Here is a 21,653-nt window from a genome sequence, read left to right on the forward strand (position 1 = left end):
CGCGATCCAAACCAAGGAAAACACCATGGCCCACAACCTCCACAAAACGCTCAAGGAATTCGACAGCGGTTCCGGCAAAGGCAAGTTCTACTCCTTGCCGCAACTCGGCAAGGCTCTGAACCTCAAAATCGACCGTCTGCCGGTCTCGATCCGTATCGTGCTGGAATCGGTGCTGCGCAACTACGACGGCAAGAAAATCGCCGAAGAACACGTCACGCAACTCGCGAACTGGAAGCCGAACGCGGCGCGCGTCGATGAAATTCCGTTCGTCGTGTCGCGCGTCGTGTTGCAGGACTTCACCGGCGTGCCGCTGCTCGCCGACATCGCCGCGATGCGCGGCGTAGCGAAGGCCGTCGGCAAGAATCCGAAGTCGATCGAGCCGCTGGTGCCGGTGGACCTCGTCGTCGACCACTCGGTGCAGGTCGACCACTTCCGCGAGAAAAACGCGCTCGACCTGAACATGAAGCTGGAATTCCAGCGCAACAACGAGCGCTACCAGTTCATGAAGTGGGGCATGCAGGCGTTCGACACGTTCAAGGTCGTGCCCCCGGGCGTCGGCATCGTTCACCAGGTGAACCTCGAATATCTCGCGCGCGGCGTGCACAAGAAGGCCGACGGCGCGGACACCGTGTACTACCCGGATTCGCTGGTCGGCACCGACAGCCACACGACGATGATCAACGGCATCGGCGTGGTGGGCTGGGGCGTGGGCGGTATCGAAGCCGAAGCAGGCATGCTCGGCCAGCCGGTGTACTTCCTGACGCCGGACGTCGTCGGTGTGCACCTGAAGGGCAAGCTGATCGAAGGCGTGACCGCGACCGACCTCGTGCTGACGATCACCGAACTGCTGCGCAAGGAGAAGGTCGTCGGCAAGTTCGTCGAGTTCTTCGGCGAAGGCACGCGCTCGCTGTCGGTGCCGGACCGCGCGACGATCGGCAACATGGCGCCGGAGTACGGCGCGACGATGGGCTTCTTCCCGGTCGACGAAAAGACCATCGAGTTCTTCCACGGCACGGGCCGCACGGAAGCGGAAATCTCGGCGTTCGAGAACTACTTCAAGGCGCAGGAGCTGTTCGGCATTCCGGACGATGGCGACATCGACTACACGAAGGTCGTCACGCTGGATCTCGCCACGGTCGCGCCGTCGCTGGCAGGCCCGAAGCGTCCGCAGGACCGCATCGAGATCGGCCACGTGAAGTCGACCTTCACCGACCTGTTCTCGAAGCCGGTCTCTGAAAACGGCTTCGCGAAAAAGGCTGCCGATCTCGACGCGCAATACACGACGAGCAACGGCGTCGACGTGAAGAACGGCGACGTGCTGATCGCCGCGATCACGTCGTGCACGAACACGTCGAACCCGAGCGTGCTGCTCGCCGCCGGTCTGCTCGCGAAGAAGGCTGTCGAGGCTGGCCTGACGGTTGCTCCGCACATCAAGACGTCGCTGGCTCCGGGATCGCGCATCGTCACCGAGTACCTGACGAAGACCGACCTGCTGAAGTACCTCGACAAGCTCGGCTTCACGCTGGCCGCATACGGCTGCACGACCTGTATCGGCAACGCGGGCGACCTGACGCCGGAACTGAACGAAGCGATCACGAAGAACGACATCGTCGCGGCAGCGGTGCTGTCGGGCAACCGTAACTTCGAAGCGCGTATCCACCCGAACATCCGCGCGAACTTCCTCGCGTCGCCGCCGCTCGTCGTCGCGTACGCGATCGCCGGCAACATCACGCGCGACCTGATGACCGAGCCGGTCGGCAAGGGCAAGGGCGGCAAGGACATCTACCTCGGCGACATCTGGCCGACCAGCGACGAAGTCAACGCGCTGCTGAAGTACGCGATGGATGCCGACGCGTTCCGCAAGAACTACTCGCAGCTCACGAAGAAGGGCGACCTGTGGAGCAAGATCGAGGGCGAAGAAGGTCAGGTCTACGACTGGCCGAAGTCGACCTACATCGCCGAGCCGCCGTTCTTCGGCAAGGACTTCTCGATGACGCCGGCCTCCAGCATCGCGCCGGTCAAGGGCGCGCGCGCTCTGGGCATCTTCGGTGACTCGGTCACGACCGACCACATCAGCCCGGCAGGCTCGATCAAGGAAGACTCGCCGGCAGGCCGCTGGCTGAAGGAAAACGGCGTGCAGAAGGCCGACTTCAACAGCTACGGCTCGCGTCGCGGCAACCACGACGTGATGATGCGCGGCACGTTCGCGAACGTCCGTATCAAGAACCTGATGATCCCGGCAAAGGCGGACGGCACGCGCGTCGAAGGCGGCCTTACGATTCACCAGCCGAGCGGCGAACAGCTGTCGATCTACGACGCGGCGATGAAGTACATCGACGCCGACACGCCGACCATCGTGTTCGCGGGCGAAGAGTACGGCACGGGTTCGTCGCGCGACTGGGCGGCCAAGGGCACGCAGCTGCTGGGCGTGAAGGCCGTGGTCGCACGCAGCTTCGAGCGGATCCACCGTTCGAACCTCGTCGGCATGGGCGTTCTGCCGCTGCAGTTCAAGGGCTCGGATAGCGTACAGTCGCTCGGTATCACCGGCGAAGAAACGTACGACATCGAAGGCCTCGGTGACGACTTCAAGCCGCAACAGGAAGTCACGCTTGTGATCCACGGCAAGGACGGCGACAAGCGCGTTCCGGTGCTGCTGCGTATCGACACGCCGATCGAAGTGGACTACTACAAGCACGGCGGGATTCTGCCGTTCGTGCTGCGCTCGCTGCTGGCTGCTTGAGCCTCGCGGCAACGCATGTAGCCTCGCTGTTTTGCAGGGGCTGCGTCCTGTGGAGGGCGCAGCCGACTTTGGAGCCCGACCTCAGGTCGGGCTTTTTTTTTAGTTCTTCTCGGCGTGCCACGCAGGATGCGAAGGGGACTCGAACCTGACGCGGAGTTCGGCATCACGACAACATGCCGCGCGACAACCTGCCTAATTTCTTGTTCGCGGGAAATACCTTACATTTTCCTTGAGGCGGCAAACAGTTGAAGTAGTTGGAGTAGCCGCCGAGGGCGTCTTCGATCATGAGAAGACGTGTGTGGGATGCGTCTCACCCCCGGGCGTCAGCGCCGCGCTCGTGCACAGCGCACATATGACGGCCGCACGCCGTCCCTGGCTGCGGCGCCCCGTGAGACGCGTCCTCCTGATGCAACGCAGGCTGAATGCTCAACTTCACCTTGGAGGGAATGCCTTTGAATACTGACTCTGACCACTGCTATGTAAGCCGCTCGCGTGGCTTCGGCAAGAGCCAGCGAGCATCCCGCAGGACTGAACGGTCCTGATAGATACGTCTGAAGACGTGTCCTGTATGAAACGCGCCGGTACGCCATGTCCGGCGCGTTTGTTTTTCTGGTGCCCAACTCGACGGGAACGCACCTAGCTCGCGAACGACGTGCAGGGTTCGGTGGGAATGACCGACCGACAGGGATCAGTCGGAATGGCCAATCGACATGGCTCCGTGGGAGCTAGCACGCTGGAGAGCGCCAAACCGCCTCGAATGGCGTGCATGCCTTTTCGGTCAAGCAGATCGACACGCGGCAGATCGTGGATGGTAAGAGTCGTCATGGCAATGGTCCTTTTGTCCGGATGGGAGTGACCGGACCACTTGCAAGGCTTATGCCATTGCGCAGAAAGGTGCTCGGGATACCGCCTCCGCTTTGGACGAAAGCGGTTTCCCACTGCCATGTGCCCGCGCCTGCACGATACGCCGCGGCAAAATCTGTCGGGTGACAAGCAACAGACCTGAGCGCCCGCCACCATCACTTCAAGCCGAAATCGACTCGCGTCGTCGCACCCTTGTCCTTGATATCGTCGGGATTCATCTTCGGCGCGACGATAAACACGCGGCTGCTGTCGATCTTGCCCTCCAGGTACTGTTGCACGCTCTGTGCGCGCTGCTGCGCAAGCTGGCGCAGGCTCGCGTCGTCGATCGGCGCGTTGGCCGCGAGCGCGCTCTTCATGTCGTCGTCGGGCAGCGTCTTCGTCATGCCGATGAAGTTGCGCGGTTTCTTGAAGTCGGAGGACTTGTAGGCCTTGGTCAGATACTTTTCGTAGTCTTTCTGATCGACCGTGACCGTCGACGGATCGACGCTCTCGCCGTTGCCCACCGCGTCCTTGATCTTCTGCCGCTTGACCATCTGATCGACGTACCGCGTGCGCAGCGGCGGCTCGTCGACCTTCGGATCGACGCGGCCGATCAGGTCCATGCGGATTGACGGCTTGTCGGTGAGTGCCTTGACGATCGTGTCGAGTTTCTGCTTGTCGGCGTCGGTGAGCGTGGCGGAGCCGGCCTCGAATTCGACGTAGCCGAGGTCTTCGCCATTGCCGCCGAACGCATGCGCGATCAGCGAGAACGGCGCGGTCACCGCCTTCTCGAGCAGATTGAGCACCGCATGCCAGATCAGCCCGCCGATGCTGAACTCGGGGTTCGACAGCGAGCCCGACACCGGCAGGTTCACGTCGATCTCGCCACGCGAGTTCTTCAGCAGCGAGATTGCGAAACGCACCGGCAGCTTGGTCGCGGTGTCGTTGTCGATATGATCGCCGAACGTCAGCTGATCGATGAACAGGTGGTTGTTCGCGTTCAGCTGGTCGTTCGCAAGCTGATAGTGCAGATCGACGTTGAGTTTGCCCTTCGTGATTGGATAGCCCGCGTATTTCGCCGAATACGGCGTCAGGTTGGTCAGCTCGATGTCGTGCGCGGTCGCGGTCAGATCGAGCGCCGGTTTCGCAATCAGCGGATTGACGGTGCCGCGAATCGTCAGCGGACCGTTGGCCGCGAGTTTCGCGGCGACATCGACCGGTGCGGGCGTGGTCGTTTCCGTACCGAACGCGCCGATGGTGCCCTGAATGTCGACGAGGTTCGCCGTGTAGTTCGGCTTGACGAAGTTGTCGGTGTAGGTCACGCGGCCCTGTTGCAACACCAGTTGCCCGAAGTGCATCTTGAGCGGATTTTGTGGCGGCGTCGCGGCCGTGGCGGTGGCCGCAGGCGTGGTGGTTGCCTTGCCCGGCGCCGCAGCCGATGCTGCCGCGACCGCCGCCGGCGCCGACGCCGCGACCGCTTCGGACACCGCCTCGGGCGTCAGCGGAATCGGGTGCGAGCCGCTCTTGTTGCGCGTCAGCGACTGCGTCGTACCGCCCTCGTGCGCGACCACGTCCTTCAAGTTCAGCTTGCCTTGCGCGTCGAGCAGCACGCGGCCATAGAACTTCGAGAACGTCACACGCCCCGCGTCGACCACGGTCCCCCCGTGCTCGTCGTAATCGGCCTTCAGGTTCGTCAGCGCAAGCGAGCCCCAGCCTGCGAACGGGTCTGAGGTCGCCTTGTCGATCAGGCGCACGGCGACGAGCGCCATGTCGCCGCGAAAGTTCGCCTTCAGCGACTTCGCCTGGCTGACAGAGAGATCGCCGTTCGCATTCAGCAGCGCGCTAGCGAGCGACGCGTTCAGCTGGCTGCCGAAGTACGGCTCGAACGCGGCCGCGTCGAGCTGATTCGCGTTGACCTTGACGGCCAGCTTGAGCGGCGTCGCCGTGACGTCGCCCTTTACGCCGAGCGTGCCCTTTTTGTTCAACGTCGCCTGCAGATCGACGGGCAGCGGTCGGCTCAGGTCGTCGCTGATCTGCTGCACCTTCAACTGCACCGGCGTGAAGCTCAGTTTGACCGGCTGCGCCGTCATGTTGTCGGTGAACTCGGCGGTCGCGTCTTTGAGCGTCAATTCGCCAATCTTGTAGCGCCATGCGGGGCCCTCGGCCTGCGCTTTTTTCGCCGCGTGAATCGCCGTGCGCTCCGTCGCCTGTTGATGCGACCCCGCGAGATCGTTCAGATTGACGGTGCCGTCCTTCAGGCGCTGCGCGTCGACCGCGAGGCCGGTTGCGTCGACGCTCGTCACGTCGGCCGTGCGCGCCGCGACGTCGACCTGCTTGACCACCACGTTGCCCTGCGCGAGCGAGATCACCGGCGTCTTGTCGCCGCGCGCCGCGAGCTTCACCTTCTGCATGTCCAGCTTCGTGTCCGCAACCGTCAGCGCCATGGGCGACTTCGACCAGTTCGCGTCGATATTCGTCGTCGCGGACAACGCACCATCGAGCACCTGCGCGGACGTCGCGGTGTCGAGATACGGCTGCAGCGGCGGCAGCTTCAGCGACTTCAGATCGAGCTTCGCGCTCGCCGTCTTGGCTGCGAGGCCGACCGTGCCGTCGGCGGCAAGCGAACCGCCGCCGTCCTTCAGGTTCGTGTTCAGCGTGTAATGGGCGGGCGCAGACGCGAGCGTCGAGAAATCGGTCAGCGTGACCGCGAGATTTTGCAGACCGGCTTCGACCGGACGGGACGCGGCCTCGTCGTGTACGTTGACGGTGCCATCGTTGAGTGCGAAACGTTTGATCGCGACGTCGAACGGCGGGGCCGCTTTTTCGGCGGCGGCGGTTTTGGGCTTGGCATTCGTGTCCGCGGTTTCCTTTGCCGCCGGTTTTCCGGGCGCGGGCGCGAACATATGCTCGACGCTCAATACACCGTCCTTGTCGCGCGCGACACTCGCGCTCGGCGCGTCGATGCGGATATCGTCGAAGTGATAGACGCTCTTCAACGGCTCGAGCGATGCCGCCGCTACATGCACCGCGCGCGCGGCGAAAAACGGCGCCTTGCCCTGATCCTGCACGTCCACGTCGTTCAGGTCGACGGTGCCGGCCACGCGCAGCGACGGCGTGTCGTTCGCCATCACGAAGTTCAGCTTCAGGTCAGTGGACAGCTTGCCCGACTGCACGATCACCGGCAGCTTCGATGGCGCGTAGGACACCAGCTTCGGCACGTCGAGATCGTCGAAGCGCAGCGACACTTCCGACTCGCGCGACGCCGCGAACGGTTTGGTCCTGCCGTCGATCGCGAGCTGACTGTCGCCGTCGATGCGCGCACGCAGCAGCGGCTCGACAAAGATATCGGTCTTCGACGGCAACGTCGCGATGAACGGAATGCCGAGCTTCCATTGATCGATCACGTGGCTCGTGCCAAGCACGCGGTCGTCGAACTTGACCTGGCCGTTTTCGACGCGAATGTTGGAGACGGAGAACTGCGTCGGTTTGCTGTTGGGTTTTGCCGGCTGGTTCGCGAACTTCTCGATCAGGTCGCTGAAATTGAAGTGCTGCGCATCGAGGCGAACGAGATGAAAGCGCGGCGAATCGACCTGCACTTCGTCGACGATCGGCGCGCCGCGAAACAGCGAACTCCACGACGGCTTCACGATGAGCCGCGAAATATCGACGAAGTCGCCCGCGCCGCCGCGCTCGCCGATATGCACGTTGTCGGCTTCGAAACGCAGGGTGTACGGATTGAGTGCAACGCGGCCGATCGACGCCGGCCGGTCGAGCTGCTTGCTCAGTTGCTGGCTCGCGATATGGCGAATCAGCGGCGGCGCCGCGAAAAAGCCGAGCAGGCCGATTACGACGACGAAGATCAACAGACCGACGAGAATTCGCCGCGTACGGTGCGACTGCGCGACTGCGCGCACAGTCTGAATGGAGGAGGCTAACGATGCTTTATTGAGGCTTGCCATGCTCGATGTGGAGGAATGCGGCGGCAAGCCCGCCGCGAAAAACAGAAATCCCGCATGCGGCAGTATAAGTCTTGAATCAATGGTTAGACAGGAATGTCAGGCCCGCCTTGACGATTCGTGCTGCTGACCGACCGGTTTTCTCGCGAAGAAAATTATCGCGCGCGTTAGATAACGACACCGGACGGCGCGCGGTTTGCCCGCGCGCCGTTCACGTCATTGCCGCACGACCGGCGGCGGCTGCCAGCTGCCGTCGGTGGCTTGCGGCTTCGGCGCATACAGGCGCAGCACCAGTTGCATGTCCGCGCGCGGTGCGGGCAGCCAGTTGCCGATGCGGCTGCGCGTCGACGACACGACCACGTCGAGCGAACCGTCGCGATTGCGGCGCGCGCCATTGCGATCGCCAACCGCGAGCCGCGCCGGCGCGTTCTCGCTCAGCGCGCCATCCTTCGTGTACGCGGTGATGGTCCAGAATCCGCGCACCGGCGGCAACTGGTTCGCCGCGAAGTGGATCACGTAGCGATTCGCACCGTTCAGCGTGTTGCCGTCGCTGTCCTGCGTGACGACCGCGCGTACTTCGTCATCCTTCGTACCGATCCCCAACTCCGCGCTCGCCGCATACGCGCGCAATGCGTAGTCGGGACCATAGTTGCCGACGCCGTCGCCAAGCCAGCTCCAGCCGTTCGCGCTCAGCAGATTCGACGGCGGCGTCGCGACGCGCTCGCGACCATCGGCGAGACCGGCCGCGAGCACAGCGGATGACTTCGGCAGCGTCACGGGATCGCCGGGCGTCACGCCGAGGTCGGAGAGGAATTTGAGCGCATGCGGATCGGCCGGTGTCGGCGGATTGTCAGGCAACGCGTCGGCAAGACGGCCGAAGAAGCCGCTCGCATCGAGCGCGGCGACCTGCTGCGCCGGCGTGCCGCTCGGGCCCGCGACGCCGCTTGCGTAACCGCGCGGCGGCACCGCCGGCTCGGCGTCGCCGACGAACACGCTCAGCGGCTCCAGACGGATCGCGCGCTGCAGCTTGCGCACCGCGTTCAGATCGCGCGCACCGCTCGCCTGGACGCGCACGCTGATCCAGGCGTTGCGGGTCGGCACCTCGACGCGGGTCGCGCCCTTCGGCAGCTCGCCTTTCCAGCCTGGCGCGACGAACGCGATCGTCTGCGCGCGCAAGCTCTTCGCAGTGCCCGTGCCCGCGGCGAACTGCGGCCCGGTCGACCACGCGACGTTGGTCCACATGTCGAGCACGCGCGCATCGACGTAACGGCCATGCGAATCAGGTAGCGCCAGGATCACCGGCTCGGCTGCAAGGTCGAGCCAGCCGGTCGAGTCGAGCGTGTCGAGGCTCGGCTGCGGCGGGTTGGTCGCGCCGATCGGCGGCAGCGCCTGCGCGTGACGCAGCGTGTTGAACGGCGCCTGGCCCGGCTCGGTGCCGATCGCCGCATCGCGCGCGGCGCTCATCAGCACGAGCGGATAGCCGAATAGGTACGAGTCGGCGACTTCGTCCTTGACCCAGCCGTTGCTTTGTTGCGTCGCGGTGGGGGTCGACGCGCAGCTGGCCAGCAGTGCGATACCCGCGAGCGATACGCAGGTTCGTTGCAGCAAAAACAGTTCTCGGAGATTTTTTATCATTCGTTCAGAGTGCGGAGCGTGCAGCCCTATAGGAGATGCCGGTGTGCAGCGCCACGTGCATGCGCGGTTCTCCCGAAACACTGCGCAGCGAGTCCGCGGATTGCGATTCCGACAACCTCGCGTTGTATCGTATCCTTGCTAGCCAGGCAAGCACAAAGCAGCGTCGTTGCCACATTATGTTCCCGCGCCAACGGCTCGCGCGAGCGCGCGATGCTTTTTGATTCGCGGATCCGTCGATCCGCCGTCTCGCCGATTCGCCCTCACTCTTTCGTCGTCCTGCATTCGGAGCGTTTCAATGTACATGCCCGCCCATTTCGAAGAGAACCGTCCGGAGGTTCTTCACCGCCTGATCGCCGAGCACTCTTTCGGCGCGCTGATTACGCACGGCCCCAATGGGCTCGACGCGAATCATTTGCCGTTCGAGGCGCAGGCGGACGCGGCGGATTCGGCACGTCTGGTGCTGCGCGCGCACGTCGCGCGGGCGAACCCGGTCTGGCAGGAAGCCGCGACTCATCCCGAAGCGCTCGTGATCTTCCAGGGGCCGACCGCCTATATTTCGCCGAGCTGGTACCCGAGCAAACACGAAACGCACAAACAGGTGCCGACCTACAACTATATGGTCGTACATGCTCATGGCAGGATTGTGGTGCATGACGATGAATCGTTCGTACGCGGCCTCGTCGCGCGACTCACGCGCAAGATGGAAGCCGGCGAGCCGGTGCCGTGGAAGATGGGCGACGCGCCGGCCGACTACATCGCGCAGATGCTCGGCGCGATCGTCGGGATCGAGATCGAAGTGACGCGGCTCGTCGGCAAATGGAAGCTCGGCCAGAACAAGGCGGCCGAAGACCGGCGCGGCGCGGCGCAAACGCTGCTCGCGCGCGACGGCGATCAACAGAAAGCGGTGGGACAGGCGATGCTCGATGCGCCGCCGGCGTTTTGACGGCGGGCGCATAATCCGGCCTTGACCTTCCCGTCATGGGAAGGTCGATACTGGCTTCACCATGCGGCCCAATGCCGCCACGAGCCTTGCCTGCCATGACCGGACTTGCCAACCCGCAGCGCCCCGCCGACGCTTCCCCTTCCCCTTCCCCTTCACTCACGCGCGTCGTCGAACTCGACATCGGCGGGATGACTTGCGCGTCGTGCGCGAGCCGCGTCGAAAAAGCGCTGAGCAGGCTGCCGGGGGTGGCGCGCGCATCGGTGAATCTCGCGACCGAGCGCGCCCGCGTGGAAAGCGACGCGACGCTCGCGCCTCAGCAGCTGGCCGAGGCCGTGCGCAAGGCCGGATACGAAGCGACACCGGTCGCCAACGCCGATGTCGCCGAACAGACAATCGCGACGCTTGCCGCGACACCCGCCGACACGCCGCCGACCACTGAACTGGAGATCGGCGGCATGACCTGCGCGGCCTGCGCGTTGCGCGTCGAAAAGGCGCTCGCGAAGGTGCCTGGCGTCGCGCGCGCGTCGGTCAATCTGGCGACCGAAACCGCCACCGTTCATCCGCAAGGCACCGCATCCGCCGATGCCGCCGCGCTGATCGCCGCCGTCAGAAAGGCCGGCTACGAAGCGACGCTGAGCGCGCCGCCCGCTGCTGTCGCTCCGGTAGAGACAATGGCGGCGACGGCCGCCTCGACTGGCGCCGTCAGCGACATCCTCGACACGACGCCTGCCCCGGCCGTCGACCGCAAGCAGCTTCAAATCCGCCGCGACCTCGCGAGCGTCGGCGCGTGCGCGCTGCTGACGCTGCCGCTCGTCGCGCCGATGTTCGGCGAATGGTTCGGCCTGCACGGGATGCTGCCGGCGTGGTCGCAGTTCGTGCTCGCGTCGATCGTGCAGTTCGTGTTCGGCGCGCGCTACTATCGCGCCGCCTGGCGCGCGGTGCGCGCCGGCGCGGGCAACATGGACCTGCTGGTCGCGCTCGGCACATCGGCGGCGTACGGCATCAGCGTCTACGAACTCGCGGTGCATGCGGGCGACACGATGCATCTGTACTTCGAGGCATCGGCAGTCGTGATCACGCTGGTGCGCTTCGGCAAATGGCTCGAGGCGCGCGCGAAGCGCCAGACCACCGACGCGATCCGCGCGCGCAACGCGCTGCGCCCCGAGCGCGCGCGCATCCGCGACGGCGCCGGCGAACGCGAGGTGCCGCTCGCGCAGGTGCGGGTCGGCAGCATCGTGATCGTGCGGCCGGGCGAGCGCGTGCCGGTCGACGGCGCGGTGCTCGAAGGCCGCACGCATATCGACGAAGCGCTGATCACCGGCGAAAGCCTGCCGGTGCCGAAGCAGACCGGCGACGCCGTCACGGCCGGCTCGATCAACGGCGAAGGCGCGCTCGTGGTGACGACCACCGCGATCGGCGCGGAGACGACGCTCGCGCGCATCATCCGGCTCGTCGAAAGCGCGCAGGCCGAGAAGGCGCCGATTCAGCGGCTGGTTGACCGCGTCAGCGAAATCTTCGTGCCGGCCATTCTCGCGCTCGCCGCTCTGACGCTGATCGGCTGGCTGCTCGCCGGCGCGGGCGCGGAAACCGCGATCCTGAACGCGGTCGCGGTGCTGGTGATCGCCTGCCCGTGCGCGCTCGGACTCGCGACACCCGCCGCGATCATGGCCGGCACCGGCGTCGCCGCGCGCCACGGCGTGCTGATCAAGGACGCGGAAGCGCTCGAAATCGCGCATCGCGTGTCGATCGTCGCGTTCGATAAAACCGGCACGCTGACGCTCGGCCAGCCATCGGTGACGGCGTTCGAGCCGGTCGGCGGCGTGAGCCGCGACGAAGCGCTCGCGCTCGCGGCGGCGGTGCAGCGGCATAGCGATCATCCGCTGGCGCGGGCGGTGGTGCGCGCGTCCGAGGCTCAACTCGGGCAACTCGCTGGCGAAGCCGGCGGGCCAAGCGCCACCGCCGCTCGCGCCGTCGCCGGCCGGGGCGTCGAAGCCGACGTCGACGGCCGCACCCTCGCGCTCGGCAGCACGCGCTGGCTGCATGAGCTCGATATCGCGCTGCCGCCCGCGCTCACCGCGCGCGCGCAGGAACTCGAAGCGGCGGGCAATACGGTGTCGTGGCTGATGACGCGCGCGCCCGACTCCCCCGAAGCGCTTGCGCTGATCGCGTTCGGCGACACGGTGAAGCCGACCGCGCGCGCGGCTGTCGCGCGGCTCGCGCAAATGGGCATCCGCAGCGTGCTCGTGACCGGCGATAGCCACGGCAGTGCGGCGAGCGTCGCGCGGGCGCTCGGCATCGACGAATTCCACGCCGACGTGCTGCCCGACGACAAGGCCCGCGTGATCCGCGACCTGAAGATGCGCCACGCCGGCATCGTCGCGATGGCGGGCGACGGCATCAACGACGCGCCCGCACTCGCCGCCGCTGACATCGGCATCGCGATGGCAACCGGCACCGACGTCGCCATGCACGCCGCCGGCATCACGCTGATGCGCGGCGACCCGGCGCTGGTCGCCGATGCGATCGACATCTCGCGCAGAACCTGGCGCAAGATCCAGCAGAACCTGTTCTGGGCATTCGTGTACAACCTGATCGGCATTCCGCTGGCCGCGTTCGGCTTGCTCAATCCGATGCTCGCGGGCGCGGCGATGGCGTTTTCGAGCGTCAGCGTCGTCACCAATGCGCTGCTGTTGCGGACTTGGCGCACAGCGCCCGGTCGCACCGTCGCTCAGGCGCGCCAAGCAGCATAGGAACACCCTTCCGGCCTTCCGTCTCGTCCTTTTGGGGGGCCCATTGCGGCCCCTTTCAGCCTGTTACGGCCGCCTTTCATACGCCCTCAAGCCCGCCGTCTCCCGAGCCGTAAACCAGTCAACCGATGCCCGCTCGCGGCCACGCCCGACGAGCATCGCCCAATCCCCATTTCACGCCTGCCCATGAACTCATTCTTCTCGCGCCGCGCCAGCGTCGGCGCACGGCTTGCCGTGCTCTCGTGCGTGCTGGTCGCGGTCATTTTCAGCACCTTCGCGTGGGCGCTCGCCCGGGCCGCGGGCGACCAGGTGCGCGACCAGGTGCTCGCGCGCATCGCCGACAAAGACCGCTCGATCGCCGCGATGATCGCGCTGTTCGACAAGGCGCTGTCGGCCGAGGTCGATCGATCGATGGCGCTATTCGCTAGCTTCCTGCCCACCGACTTCTCGCTCGACGACACGCAGAAGGTCGATATCGGCGGCACCGCGACGCCGACTTTCAAAGCCGGCGACAAGGTGCTGAACCTCGACTTCACGATTCCCGACCAGTTCCTCCAGCGCAGCGGCGCGATCGCGACCATTTTTGCGCGCAGCGGCGACGACTTCGTGCGCGTGACCACGTCGCTGAAGAAGCAGGACGGCACTCGCGCGATCGGCACGCTGCTCGACCGCAAGGGGCCCGCCTATGCGCCGCTGCTCGCGAACCGCACGTACACCGGCCTCGCCCCGCTGTTCGGCAAGCGCATGATCACGCAGTACAAGCCGATCACCGACGCGAGCGGCCGAGTGATCGGCGCGCTGTTCGTCGGCGTCGACGTGGACAAGGAGATCCAGTCGGTCCAGGACGGCATCCGCGCGCTGAAGATCGGCGCGAGCGGCTATTACTTCGTGCTCGACGCGTCGAGCGGCGCGGAGCGCGGCAAGCTGCTCGTGCATCCGGCCGCCGCCGGCCAGAAAGCCGACGACGCGAACGCACCGTATCAGCGCATGCTCGACATGAAGCAGGGCGAGCTCGACTACCGCTCGGCCGACGCGACCCTCGGCGAGAGCGACGCGGGCGACAAGTTCGTGTCGTTCGTCACGGTGCCGGAGTGGCAGTGGCTCGTCGGCGGCGTCGCGCCGCGCGACGAAGTGATGGCCGACGTCGTGCGCACCCGCAACGCGTTCCTGCTGCTCGGCCTCGCGCTGGTCGGCCTGTTCGCGATCGTGTTCCTCATCGCGGTGCGGCGGCTCGTCAGCCGTCCGCTCGAGGAAGCCGCGCGTGCGTCCGAGCGTCTCGCCGCGGCCGATCTGAGCGTGCGCGTGGCACACGGCCGCACGCGCGCCGACGAGATCGGCCGTCTGATGAAGGCGATCGACGGCATCGGCGAAGGGCTCGCGCGCATCGTCGCGCAGGTGCGCAACGCGTCGGCCGGCATGTCGGCGGGTACCGAGAAAATCGCCGCCGGCAGCGGCAACATCGCGATGCGCATCGCGACCCAGGCAAGCAGCCTCGAGGAAACTGCCGCGAGCATGGAGCAGATCACGTCGACCGTGCAGCAGAACGCCGATCACGCGACCGAAGCGAACACGCTCGTCACGCAAGCCGCCGACGCCGCGCTCGAAGGCGGCCGCGCGGTCGAACGCGTGGTGTCGACGATGGGCGAGATCGGCCGCTCGTCGCAGAAAATCGCCGAGATCACGACGGTGATCGAGGGCATCGCCTTCCAGACCAACATCCTCGCGCTGAACGCGGCCGTCGAAGCGGCGCGCGCGGGCGAGCACGGCAAGGGCTTCGCGGTCGTCGCGTCGGAAGTGCGCGCGCTCGCGCAGCGCAGCGCGGCGGCAGTGAAGGAGATCGAGGGGGTGATCGCGGCGTCGGGCGCGAACGTCGACAGCGGTTTTCGGATTGCCGAAGAAGCGAGCGCGACGATGCAAGGCATCGTCACTCAGGTCGGTCAGGTCCGCGCGATCATGAGCGAGATCAACGTCGCGTCGCGCGAGCAGTCGGGCGGCATCGAGCAGGTCAACCGGGCGGTCACGCAGATCGGCGAGGCGACTCAGCAGAATGCGACGATCGTCGTCGATGCGGAAACCGCCGCGGCCGAATTGCGCGAGCAGGCTGCGCGGCTCGCGCAGCTGGTCAGCGTGTTCAAGCTGGAAGGCGAGCGCGGCTGACGGATCTACCTACTGAGGGCGGCGGCGCACGGCGCCCGCCGCGCTCAGAACTCGACATCCAGTTCGTCGATCTCCTCGACCTCCTGCCGCGCTAGCGCGATCCACTCGCGCATTTCGGGCAGCGCCATGATGTGCTGCCCGTATTCGACGATATCCGGATCGAGTTGCACGTCATAGGTCACGAAACGCGTGACCACCGGCGCGTACATCGCGTCCGCCGCGGTCCGCTCGCCGAACAGGAACGGACCGCCGTACTCCTTCAGGCATTCACGCCAGATCGTCACGATCCGCTCGATATCCGACTGCGCGCGCGCCCAGACCTTGAAGCCCGGGAAATGCGCCTTCAGGTTCATTGGCAGCGCCGAGCGCAACGACGCAAACCCCGAATGCATCTCGCCGCAGATCGAGCGGCAATGCGCGCGGGCGCGGATTTCATGCGGCAACAGCGCGGCTTGCGGCTTCAGCTCGTTCAGATATTCGGCAATCGCCAGCGTGTCCCAGACCTTGACGCCGTCGTGCACGAGGCATGGCACCAGAATCGACGGCGAGAGCAGCAGTAGTTCGGCGCGCGTCGCGGGGTCGTCGATCGGCACGACGAGCTCTTCGAACGGCAAGCCGCTGAACTTCGTCAGCAGCCAGCCGCGCAGCGACCACGACGAATAGTTCCTGCTGCTGATCGTGAGCGTAGTATTTCCCATACGTGTGTCCTCCAGATCGGGTATCGCGCCGCGCGTGCCTGCACTCATGCACGCCGCGGTGCGCGCGCGCACCAAAGCGCGGCAAGGCCGGCCCGTTTCGCCTACGCACGCAAGTGATATGCCGACGCACGCAGACATGCCGCGATGTACCGCGGCACACCGGGCGACGCGCGTCAGCGCCTGGCGCACCGCTTGCTTTTATTCGGGTTCCTGTGTTTCTGGCGCATTCGAGTGAAAGTATGAATCTGTTCGCCTATCCCGCCTATCAGGCCTGCGCCGACATGCTGCTGCCGCTGCGACACGGCGCGGCGCTGGCGAACCACTCGCTCGATGCGTGGCCGACATTCGCGGCTACGCCCCACGGACGCTCGCTGCGCGCGACCTGCGAACTGCTGATACTCGGCGGACTCACGCCGACGCGGCCACCGTTCGGCATCGACAGCGTCGTCACCGAAGGCGGGCCGGTCGCGGTGGTCGAGGAAGTCGTCGCGCGCACGCCGTTCTGCTCGCTGCTGCATTTTCGCAAGGACGCCGTGCTTTCGACGCCGCAGCCGCGCGTGCTGATGGTTGCGCCGATGTCGGGACACTTCGCGACGCTGCTGCGCGCAACCGTCCGCACGATGCTGCCCGAGCACGACGTCTATATCACCGACTGGCACAATCCGCGCGACGTGCCGCTCGGCGAGGGCCGCTTCGGCTTCGACGAGTTCGTGCGCCACGTGATCGACTTCACCGCGACGATCGGGTCCGGCACGCATCTGCTGGCGGTCTGCCAACCGACCGTCGCGGCGCTCGCCGCCGTCGCGCTGATGGCCGCCGACGACCATCCCGCGCAGCCGGCCAGCATGACGCTGATGGCCGGCCCGATCGACACGCGCATCAATCCGACCCGTGTCAACGAACTGGCGAGGAGCCGGCCGATCGAGTGGTTCGAGCGCAACCTGATCAGCGCGGTGCCGTTCGGCTTTGCGGGCGCGCAGCGTCGCGTGTATCCGGGCTTCGTTCAGTTGGCCTCGTTCATGGCGATGAATCCGGGCCGCCACGCCGACTCGTTCGAAACGATGTACTACGAGCGCGGCAAGGGTGATCCGCAAAAAGCCGACACAATTCGCACGTTCTACGAAGAGTACTTCGCGACGATGGATCTGACGGCCGACTTCTATCTGGAAACCGTCGACACGGTTTTTCAGCAGCATGCGCTGCCGTTGCGCGCGCTCGAAGTCGAGGGGCGTCTGGTCGAGCCGTCGAAGATTCGCCGCACCGCATTGCTGACCGTGGAAGGCGAAAAGGACGATATCTGCGCGGTCGGTCAGACGCTCGCCGCGCAGGACATCTGCGATCGTCTGCGGCCGTACCTGAAGACGCATTACGTGCAGACGGGCGTCGGCCACTACGGCGTGTTCAGCGGACGTCGCTGGGAGCGGCACATTTATCCGCGCGTGCGGGCCGTGATTTACGACAACGAACCGCGCGCGGTGCTCGTCAGTTCGCGCGCGCGTCCGATCCAGCCGGTGCCCGCGGCGACCGCGGCCGAAGTCACGGCGGCCGCGCCGGTCGCGGCCTCTGTTGTCGGAGTGGAGGTGGATGCGCCCGTAGGCGGGAGCGAGAGCGGCAACGGCGATTCCTCGGCCCAATCGTCCGGGCAGCCGTCACGCAAACCGCCGTCCGTGACGTCCTGAGCGTTCAGGCCGTTGGCCGGATCATCTGGAACATCTCGCCGATCTGCGCATAGTCGGCACGATAGCCCGCGCGCATGATCGGCTGCGCGGCGTGCGTGTCGAACAGGCCGTCCTTCAGATAGGCCTCGTCGATATGCACGCCGACCACCTGGCCGAGCGACAGATAGTTGTCCATCGGCTTGCCGTCGACATCATGCAGACGCACGATCTGCAGCAGCTTGCATTCGAGCGCAGCGGGCGATTCGGCCACGTGCGGCACCGCCACGTTGCGGCCCGGCGCGGGCGTGAGCCCGGCCAGTGCGAACTCGTCGACGTGCGGCGCGACCGGCGCCGACGAGCGGTTCATCTGCTCGGCAAGCGGCCGGGTAGCGAGATTCCACACGAATTCACCGGTCGCCTCGATGTTGGCGAGGCTGTCCTTGCGGCCCTCGCTGCTGAAACCGATGATCGGCGGAAAGGTCGCGAACGCGCCGAAAAAGCTGTATGGCGCAAGGTTGAGCGCGCCTTGCGCATCGCGCGAAGAAATCCAGCCGATCAGCCGTGGCGCGACGATCGCCTTGAAAGGATCGTGCGGCAGGCCATGGCCGGCGGCGGGATCGTAGAAGTAGTGAGGCATGACTTGAGACTCGTGTGATGGTCAGCGCAAAAAGCGGCGCAGAAGCAGATCCGGAACGGCTACTTATACAGCACTAGCCGCGCCCGATCACGCGCTTGCGCCCCTCCTTGACCCGCGCGATCCGCGCTTCGTCCCAGTCATGAAAACCCGCGCCGCTGCGCACGCCGACCCGCCCGGCGTCGACCTGCGCGCGCAGCAGATCGATCACGTCCTCGTCCTTCGCGAGTTGCGGCATCAGATGCGACGCGATGTCGACGAAGGTGTCGAGCCCGCCCAGATCCGCGCTTTCGAACGGTCCGACGATGCCCCAGCGGCGTCCGAGCGAAGCCTTCATCACGCGATCGACGACTTCGGGCGTTGCCGCCCCCGAACGCACGATATGCAAGGCCTCGCGCAGCACCGCGAACTGCAGCCGATTGCCGACGAAGCCAGCAATCGCCTTCGCGAGCACGACCGGCTCCATGCCGATCGCGCTCATCAGCCCGGCGGTTTGCTGCACGACTTCGGGCGCGGTCTCGGTGCCCGGCACGACCTCGACGAGCGGAATCATGTGCGGCGGGTTCCAGAAATGCGCGATCACGAAGCGTTCCTTCGCACGCAGCGGGGTGGCGAGGTGGTCGGGCGGGAAGCCGCTGGTGTTGCTCGCGAGGATCGCATCATCGGCGAGCAGGCCGGTCAGTGTCGCGTAAAGGCGATGCTTGAGTTCGAGCACCTCGGGAATCGCCTCGATCACGAAGCGCGCTTGCGCGACCGCGGCGAGCTGCACGTGCGTTTCGATGCGCGCGAGCGCCGCCTGTTTGGCGGCATCGTCGATCCGGCCCGCGTCGATCAGCTCGTCGAGCACCGCTTGCGCTTTGGGCGCGACGCTCGCGAGCCGGGCCGGATCGACGTCGTGAACGATCGTCCGGTATCCATGCAGCGCGGCCTGCGTCGCAATGCCGACACCCATCAGTCCGGTGCCCACCACCCCTATCGCCACATCCTGCGTCGTCTTGTCCACACGCACTCCCGCTACCGTCGATCGAAGTCCCGAAGCATAGCGCAGCACGCTGCATTCCCCCGGTGGGACTTGCAAGCCCAAATGCGACGAAGCCGATCTTTCCGTGGAAGACCGGCTTCGTGGACCCGCGCCGCCTGTTGCGGCGCGCTCAGGTGCGCATTAGTAGCGCGGCGGCGGCGGGCGGTGATCGTCGTGATAGCCGTCTCGATGGTGCGGATCGTAGTCGCGCGGATGACGGCGCATCCAGTCGTCGTGCGCCCAGTAGCGGTGGCCGTCCCAGTAACGATCGCCGTGCCAGCCGATGTCGATCGATACGCCCGCCGGCATCATGTGCGGTTGATCGTACACGACCGGCGCCGGGCGCTGCTCGACGATCACGCGGTCTTGCGCGAATGCGCTACCAGCCGCGACGAGTGCGCCGCCCGCGAGCAGCGTTGCGATCAGCGAGCGCGATGCCTTGCCAAAGGTTTTCATAATGACCTCCCGTCAAAGTTCTATTCCAGGCCAGCGTCCGTGTTTGCCCGAATCGTGCGATTCGCTTCCGAACCAGACGCCGTACGCTTGAGAGCCACTTTAGCGGCCCGCATCGCGTGAAGACGTTAGCAGTTGTAAGCGCGCATTTCATAGTCGGAGACGGACGACGGAAGCTCGATTTGGCTTTCTCACTGCATTGAACAAGGCTTACACGGCGGCGCTGTCGTTCTACCCGCTGAACCAGCATGAAAGCCGGTTACATTCATTTCGGCCCCGAAATATTCCGCAAGCGCAATGGTGCATCGCGGTAAAACGCCGCCAAAAGACAAAAAGCCACGATTCGCATTTCGCGAATAGTGGCTCAATGAATAACGCACCCGAGGTGCGCGCCCCAGCGCGTCGTGTCGCGCTGAGGAAGGTACGGCTGGACTTAGTCCGTCAGCTTGATGCCGAACAGCGTGGACTGCGCGCGGCGCAGACGCTCCGCTTCGCGGGCACGCGCCGCATACGAATAGTCCGAATCCAGCGGCAGATGAGGCGACGCAAAGAGGTCGCTGATCTTTTGGAACAGTGCAAAGATGAAGCTCATGGCGACTCCCGGTTAGTGACTGCATTGCTAGGGTTTTCCCTTAGCCATGATTATAGGGGTTTTCCCTACGGAAAAGCTAGTGCAATGCAGCAAAATTTCGGTGCGGTGGTTGTCGCGGTGTCACGGAGCCGGGAGGTGTTGCATCGCGACAACATCCCCGATTCAACGACCGGGTGGGCGGCCGTGCTGAGCGCGAGCATGCCTCGCGTGTGTCGGCGTAGCGCTGGGCTGTAGGGGCGCGTTGGGGAGCGCCGCGGTGGGGGTCGTGACGGCGGCGGTCGCCGACGCCGAGTTCGCCGTCGCGGCCATCGCCGTATGCGCGTCGAGCAGGCTCACCATCGCCGCTTGCTGGTTCTGCATCATCTGTTCGATGCGCTGTTGCTGGGCCGTCGTCTCGTGCGTGAGGCGCATCAGCAGCAGCGTCTGCGCGATGCCGATCGCCACCGTCACCAGCAGTGCACCGACCACGATCGACAGCATCCATTTCACGCGCCGCGAATGATCGGTCGCGGCGCGGCGCTGATCGGCGATCACGCCATAGAGCGCATCGACCGTATCGGCGAACGCGGTGGCACGCGCGCGGTCGAGTTCCGGTTCCGAGCGTAGCGCGGTGGCAGCCGCGTCGGTGCGGCGCGCGTCACGCCACGACGTGGCGAATCCGGTGTGGTTCTCTGCGGACGCGGGCCGGGGTGTCGTCAACGGCGCGGTGGTCGAGGACTTGTCGTCCTGTTTCGGCGTCACAGCCTCTGGCGAGGCGGACTGAGTACGCGTCACGGACTCGTTGGTGGACTTGCGCGCGCTACTGTCGTCGTCGGTCGCGGCGGACGTTGCGGACGAGGCTGGAATCGCAGCCGCAGTCGCATCGCGCGATGCCGTCGCGGCTTTCGCAAAGGTCGCAACGAAACGCTGCTGCGGCTTGCCCGCGCCCGCCGTCGCTGCCGACTCCGCTTCAGCCGCCTGACGCAATGCGGTCACGCTGCGCGCGACGGTCGCAGCGGCCATCGCCGAGCTCAGCGGCGCGGATGACTCACGCGAAGGTGGGGTGAGTTTGTCGTCGGTGTTTGCTCCGGCGTTCGGCGTTGCATCGTCGGAGGCGCCGCTCGCGGGCTTGCTTGCGGGCGCATCCGCAGCCGCCATCGCCGCTTCGACGTCAAACCCGCTCAACTGCTCGTTCACCGGCATCGGTACATCCAGTTTCGCCGCACGCGGTGCGCGGCGCGCAGTCTTGTCGAGCGCCATGTGTTCATCGAATGCGCCGACCGCCTGCAGCACCACGTCCGGCAATTCGAACCCGTGCAGCGTGCCTTGGCGGACGTCGATGTTCATCGCTTCGAGCGTCGCGCGGGTGGGATCGTCGGGGAACAGGTCGAGCGTGCTGTCGTCGCGCGCGACGCCGCTCAGTTGCGCGAGGCGTTGCGCCGAGCGCGCCGCGCGCGCCAGCTTGTTTTCGGTTTCAGTGGAGACGGCGCCCTGCCGCTGCTTCTTCGAAGCGACGCGCCGGGGCCTGGACTGCGGGGATGCTGCGGAATCTGCCATAGAGGAAAAAGCGGTCGTCGCCAGGAACGGGCGCCGGATG

13 protein-coding genes are annotated in these 21,653 nt (G+C 65.8%); 5 read left to right on the forward strand and 8 right to left on the reverse strand.

The window, feature by feature from the left end:
- Positions 1–25 precede the first annotated feature (25 nt).
- The gene (acnA, locus tag AB4Y34_RS05700) at positions 26–2,740 is read left to right on the forward strand and encodes an aconitate hydratase AcnA (RefSeq protein WP_176378857.1); all 2,715 of its coding nucleotides are present in this window, start codon (positions 26–28) and stop codon (positions 2,738–2,740) included.
- A gap of 1,019 nt (positions 2,741–3,759) precedes the next feature.
- Here the strand turns inward: acnA and AB4Y34_RS05705 are convergent.
- Positions 3,760–7,542 (reverse strand): DUF748 domain-containing protein, encoded by a 3,783-nt coding sequence (locus tag AB4Y34_RS05705; RefSeq protein WP_368715487.1) that lies wholly within the window; start codon positions 7,540–7,542, stop codon positions 3,760–3,762.
- Between the two features lie 213 nt (positions 7,543–7,755).
- Complete coding sequence (locus AB4Y34_RS05710; protein ID WP_368715488.1) at positions 7,756–9,174, reverse strand: DUF1254 domain-containing protein; 1,419 nt, start codon at positions 9,172–9,174, stop codon at positions 7,756–7,758.
- 295 nt (positions 9,175–9,469) lie between these two features.
- Here AB4Y34_RS05710 and AB4Y34_RS05715 point away from each other — a divergent pair, with 295 nt between their 5' ends.
- From AB4Y34_RS05715 to AB4Y34_RS05725, 3 genes are all read left to right on the forward strand, one after another.
- Positions 9,470–10,117, forward strand: coding sequence for an FMN-binding negative transcriptional regulator (locus AB4Y34_RS05715; protein ID WP_368715489.1), 648 nt, complete (start codon positions 9,470–9,472; stop codon positions 10,115–10,117).
- A gap of 95 nt (positions 10,118–10,212) precedes the next feature.
- A complete protein-coding gene (locus AB4Y34_RS05720) occupies positions 10,213–12,867 on the forward strand; it encodes a heavy metal translocating P-type ATPase (protein ID WP_368715490.1) in 2,655 nt (884 codons plus the stop codon).
- A gap of 183 nt (positions 12,868–13,050) precedes the next feature.
- Positions 13,051–15,021, forward strand: coding sequence for a Cache 3/Cache 2 fusion domain-containing protein (locus AB4Y34_RS05725; protein WP_368715491.1), 1,971 nt, complete (start codon positions 13,051–13,053; stop codon positions 15,019–15,021).
- Between the two features lie 44 nt (positions 15,022–15,065).
- Here AB4Y34_RS05725 and AB4Y34_RS05730 read toward each other — a convergent pair whose 3' ends face one another.
- A complete protein-coding gene (locus tag AB4Y34_RS05730; RefSeq protein WP_176378851.1) occupies positions 15,066–15,719 on the reverse strand; it encodes a glutathione S-transferase family protein in 654 nt (217 codons plus the stop codon).
- Between the two features lie 239 nt (positions 15,720–15,958).
- Here AB4Y34_RS05730 and AB4Y34_RS05735 point away from each other — a divergent pair, with 239 nt between their 5' ends.
- Entirely contained in the window at positions 15,959–17,398 is a 1,440-nt protein-coding gene (locus AB4Y34_RS05735) for a polyhydroxyalkanoate depolymerase (RefSeq protein WP_176369674.1), read from the forward strand.
- A 4-nt stretch (positions 17,399–17,402) separates the two neighbouring features.
- On the opposite strand, the gene AB4Y34_RS05740 is transcribed toward AB4Y34_RS05735, so the two are convergent.
- From AB4Y34_RS05740 to AB4Y34_RS05760, 5 genes are all read right to left on the reverse strand, one after another.
- Positions 17,403–18,014, reverse strand: a complete 612-nt coding sequence (locus tag AB4Y34_RS05740) for a flavin reductase family protein (RefSeq protein WP_176123374.1) — start codon at positions 18,012–18,014, stop codon at positions 17,403–17,405.
- Positions 18,015–18,087: 73 nt separating this feature from the next.
- Positions 18,088–18,963: a 3-hydroxyacyl-CoA dehydrogenase family protein gene (locus AB4Y34_RS05745; RefSeq protein ID WP_255208730.1), complete on the reverse strand. Its 876-nt coding sequence runs from the start codon at positions 18,961–18,963 to the stop codon at positions 18,088–18,090.
- A 210-nt stretch (positions 18,964–19,173) separates the two neighbouring features.
- Positions 19,174–19,488: a hypothetical protein gene (locus AB4Y34_RS05750; protein ID WP_176378848.1), complete on the reverse strand. Its 315-nt coding sequence runs from the start codon at positions 19,486–19,488 to the stop codon at positions 19,174–19,176.
- 430 nt (positions 19,489–19,918) lie between these two features.
- Positions 19,919–20,077, reverse strand: coding sequence for a hypothetical protein (locus AB4Y34_RS05755; protein ID WP_176107149.1), 159 nt, complete (start codon positions 20,075–20,077; stop codon positions 19,919–19,921).
- Between the two features lie 162 nt (positions 20,078–20,239).
- Complete coding sequence (locus AB4Y34_RS05760; RefSeq protein WP_368715492.1) at positions 20,240–21,613, reverse strand: hypothetical protein; 1,374 nt, start codon at positions 21,611–21,613, stop codon at positions 20,240–20,242.
- Positions 21,614–21,653 lie beyond the last annotated feature (40 nt).

The organism is Paraburkholderia sp. BR10954 (assembly GCF_040965775.1).
In the GTDB taxonomy this organism is placed as follows: domain Bacteria; phylum Pseudomonadota; class Gammaproteobacteria; order Burkholderiales; family Burkholderiaceae; genus Paraburkholderia; species Paraburkholderia youngii.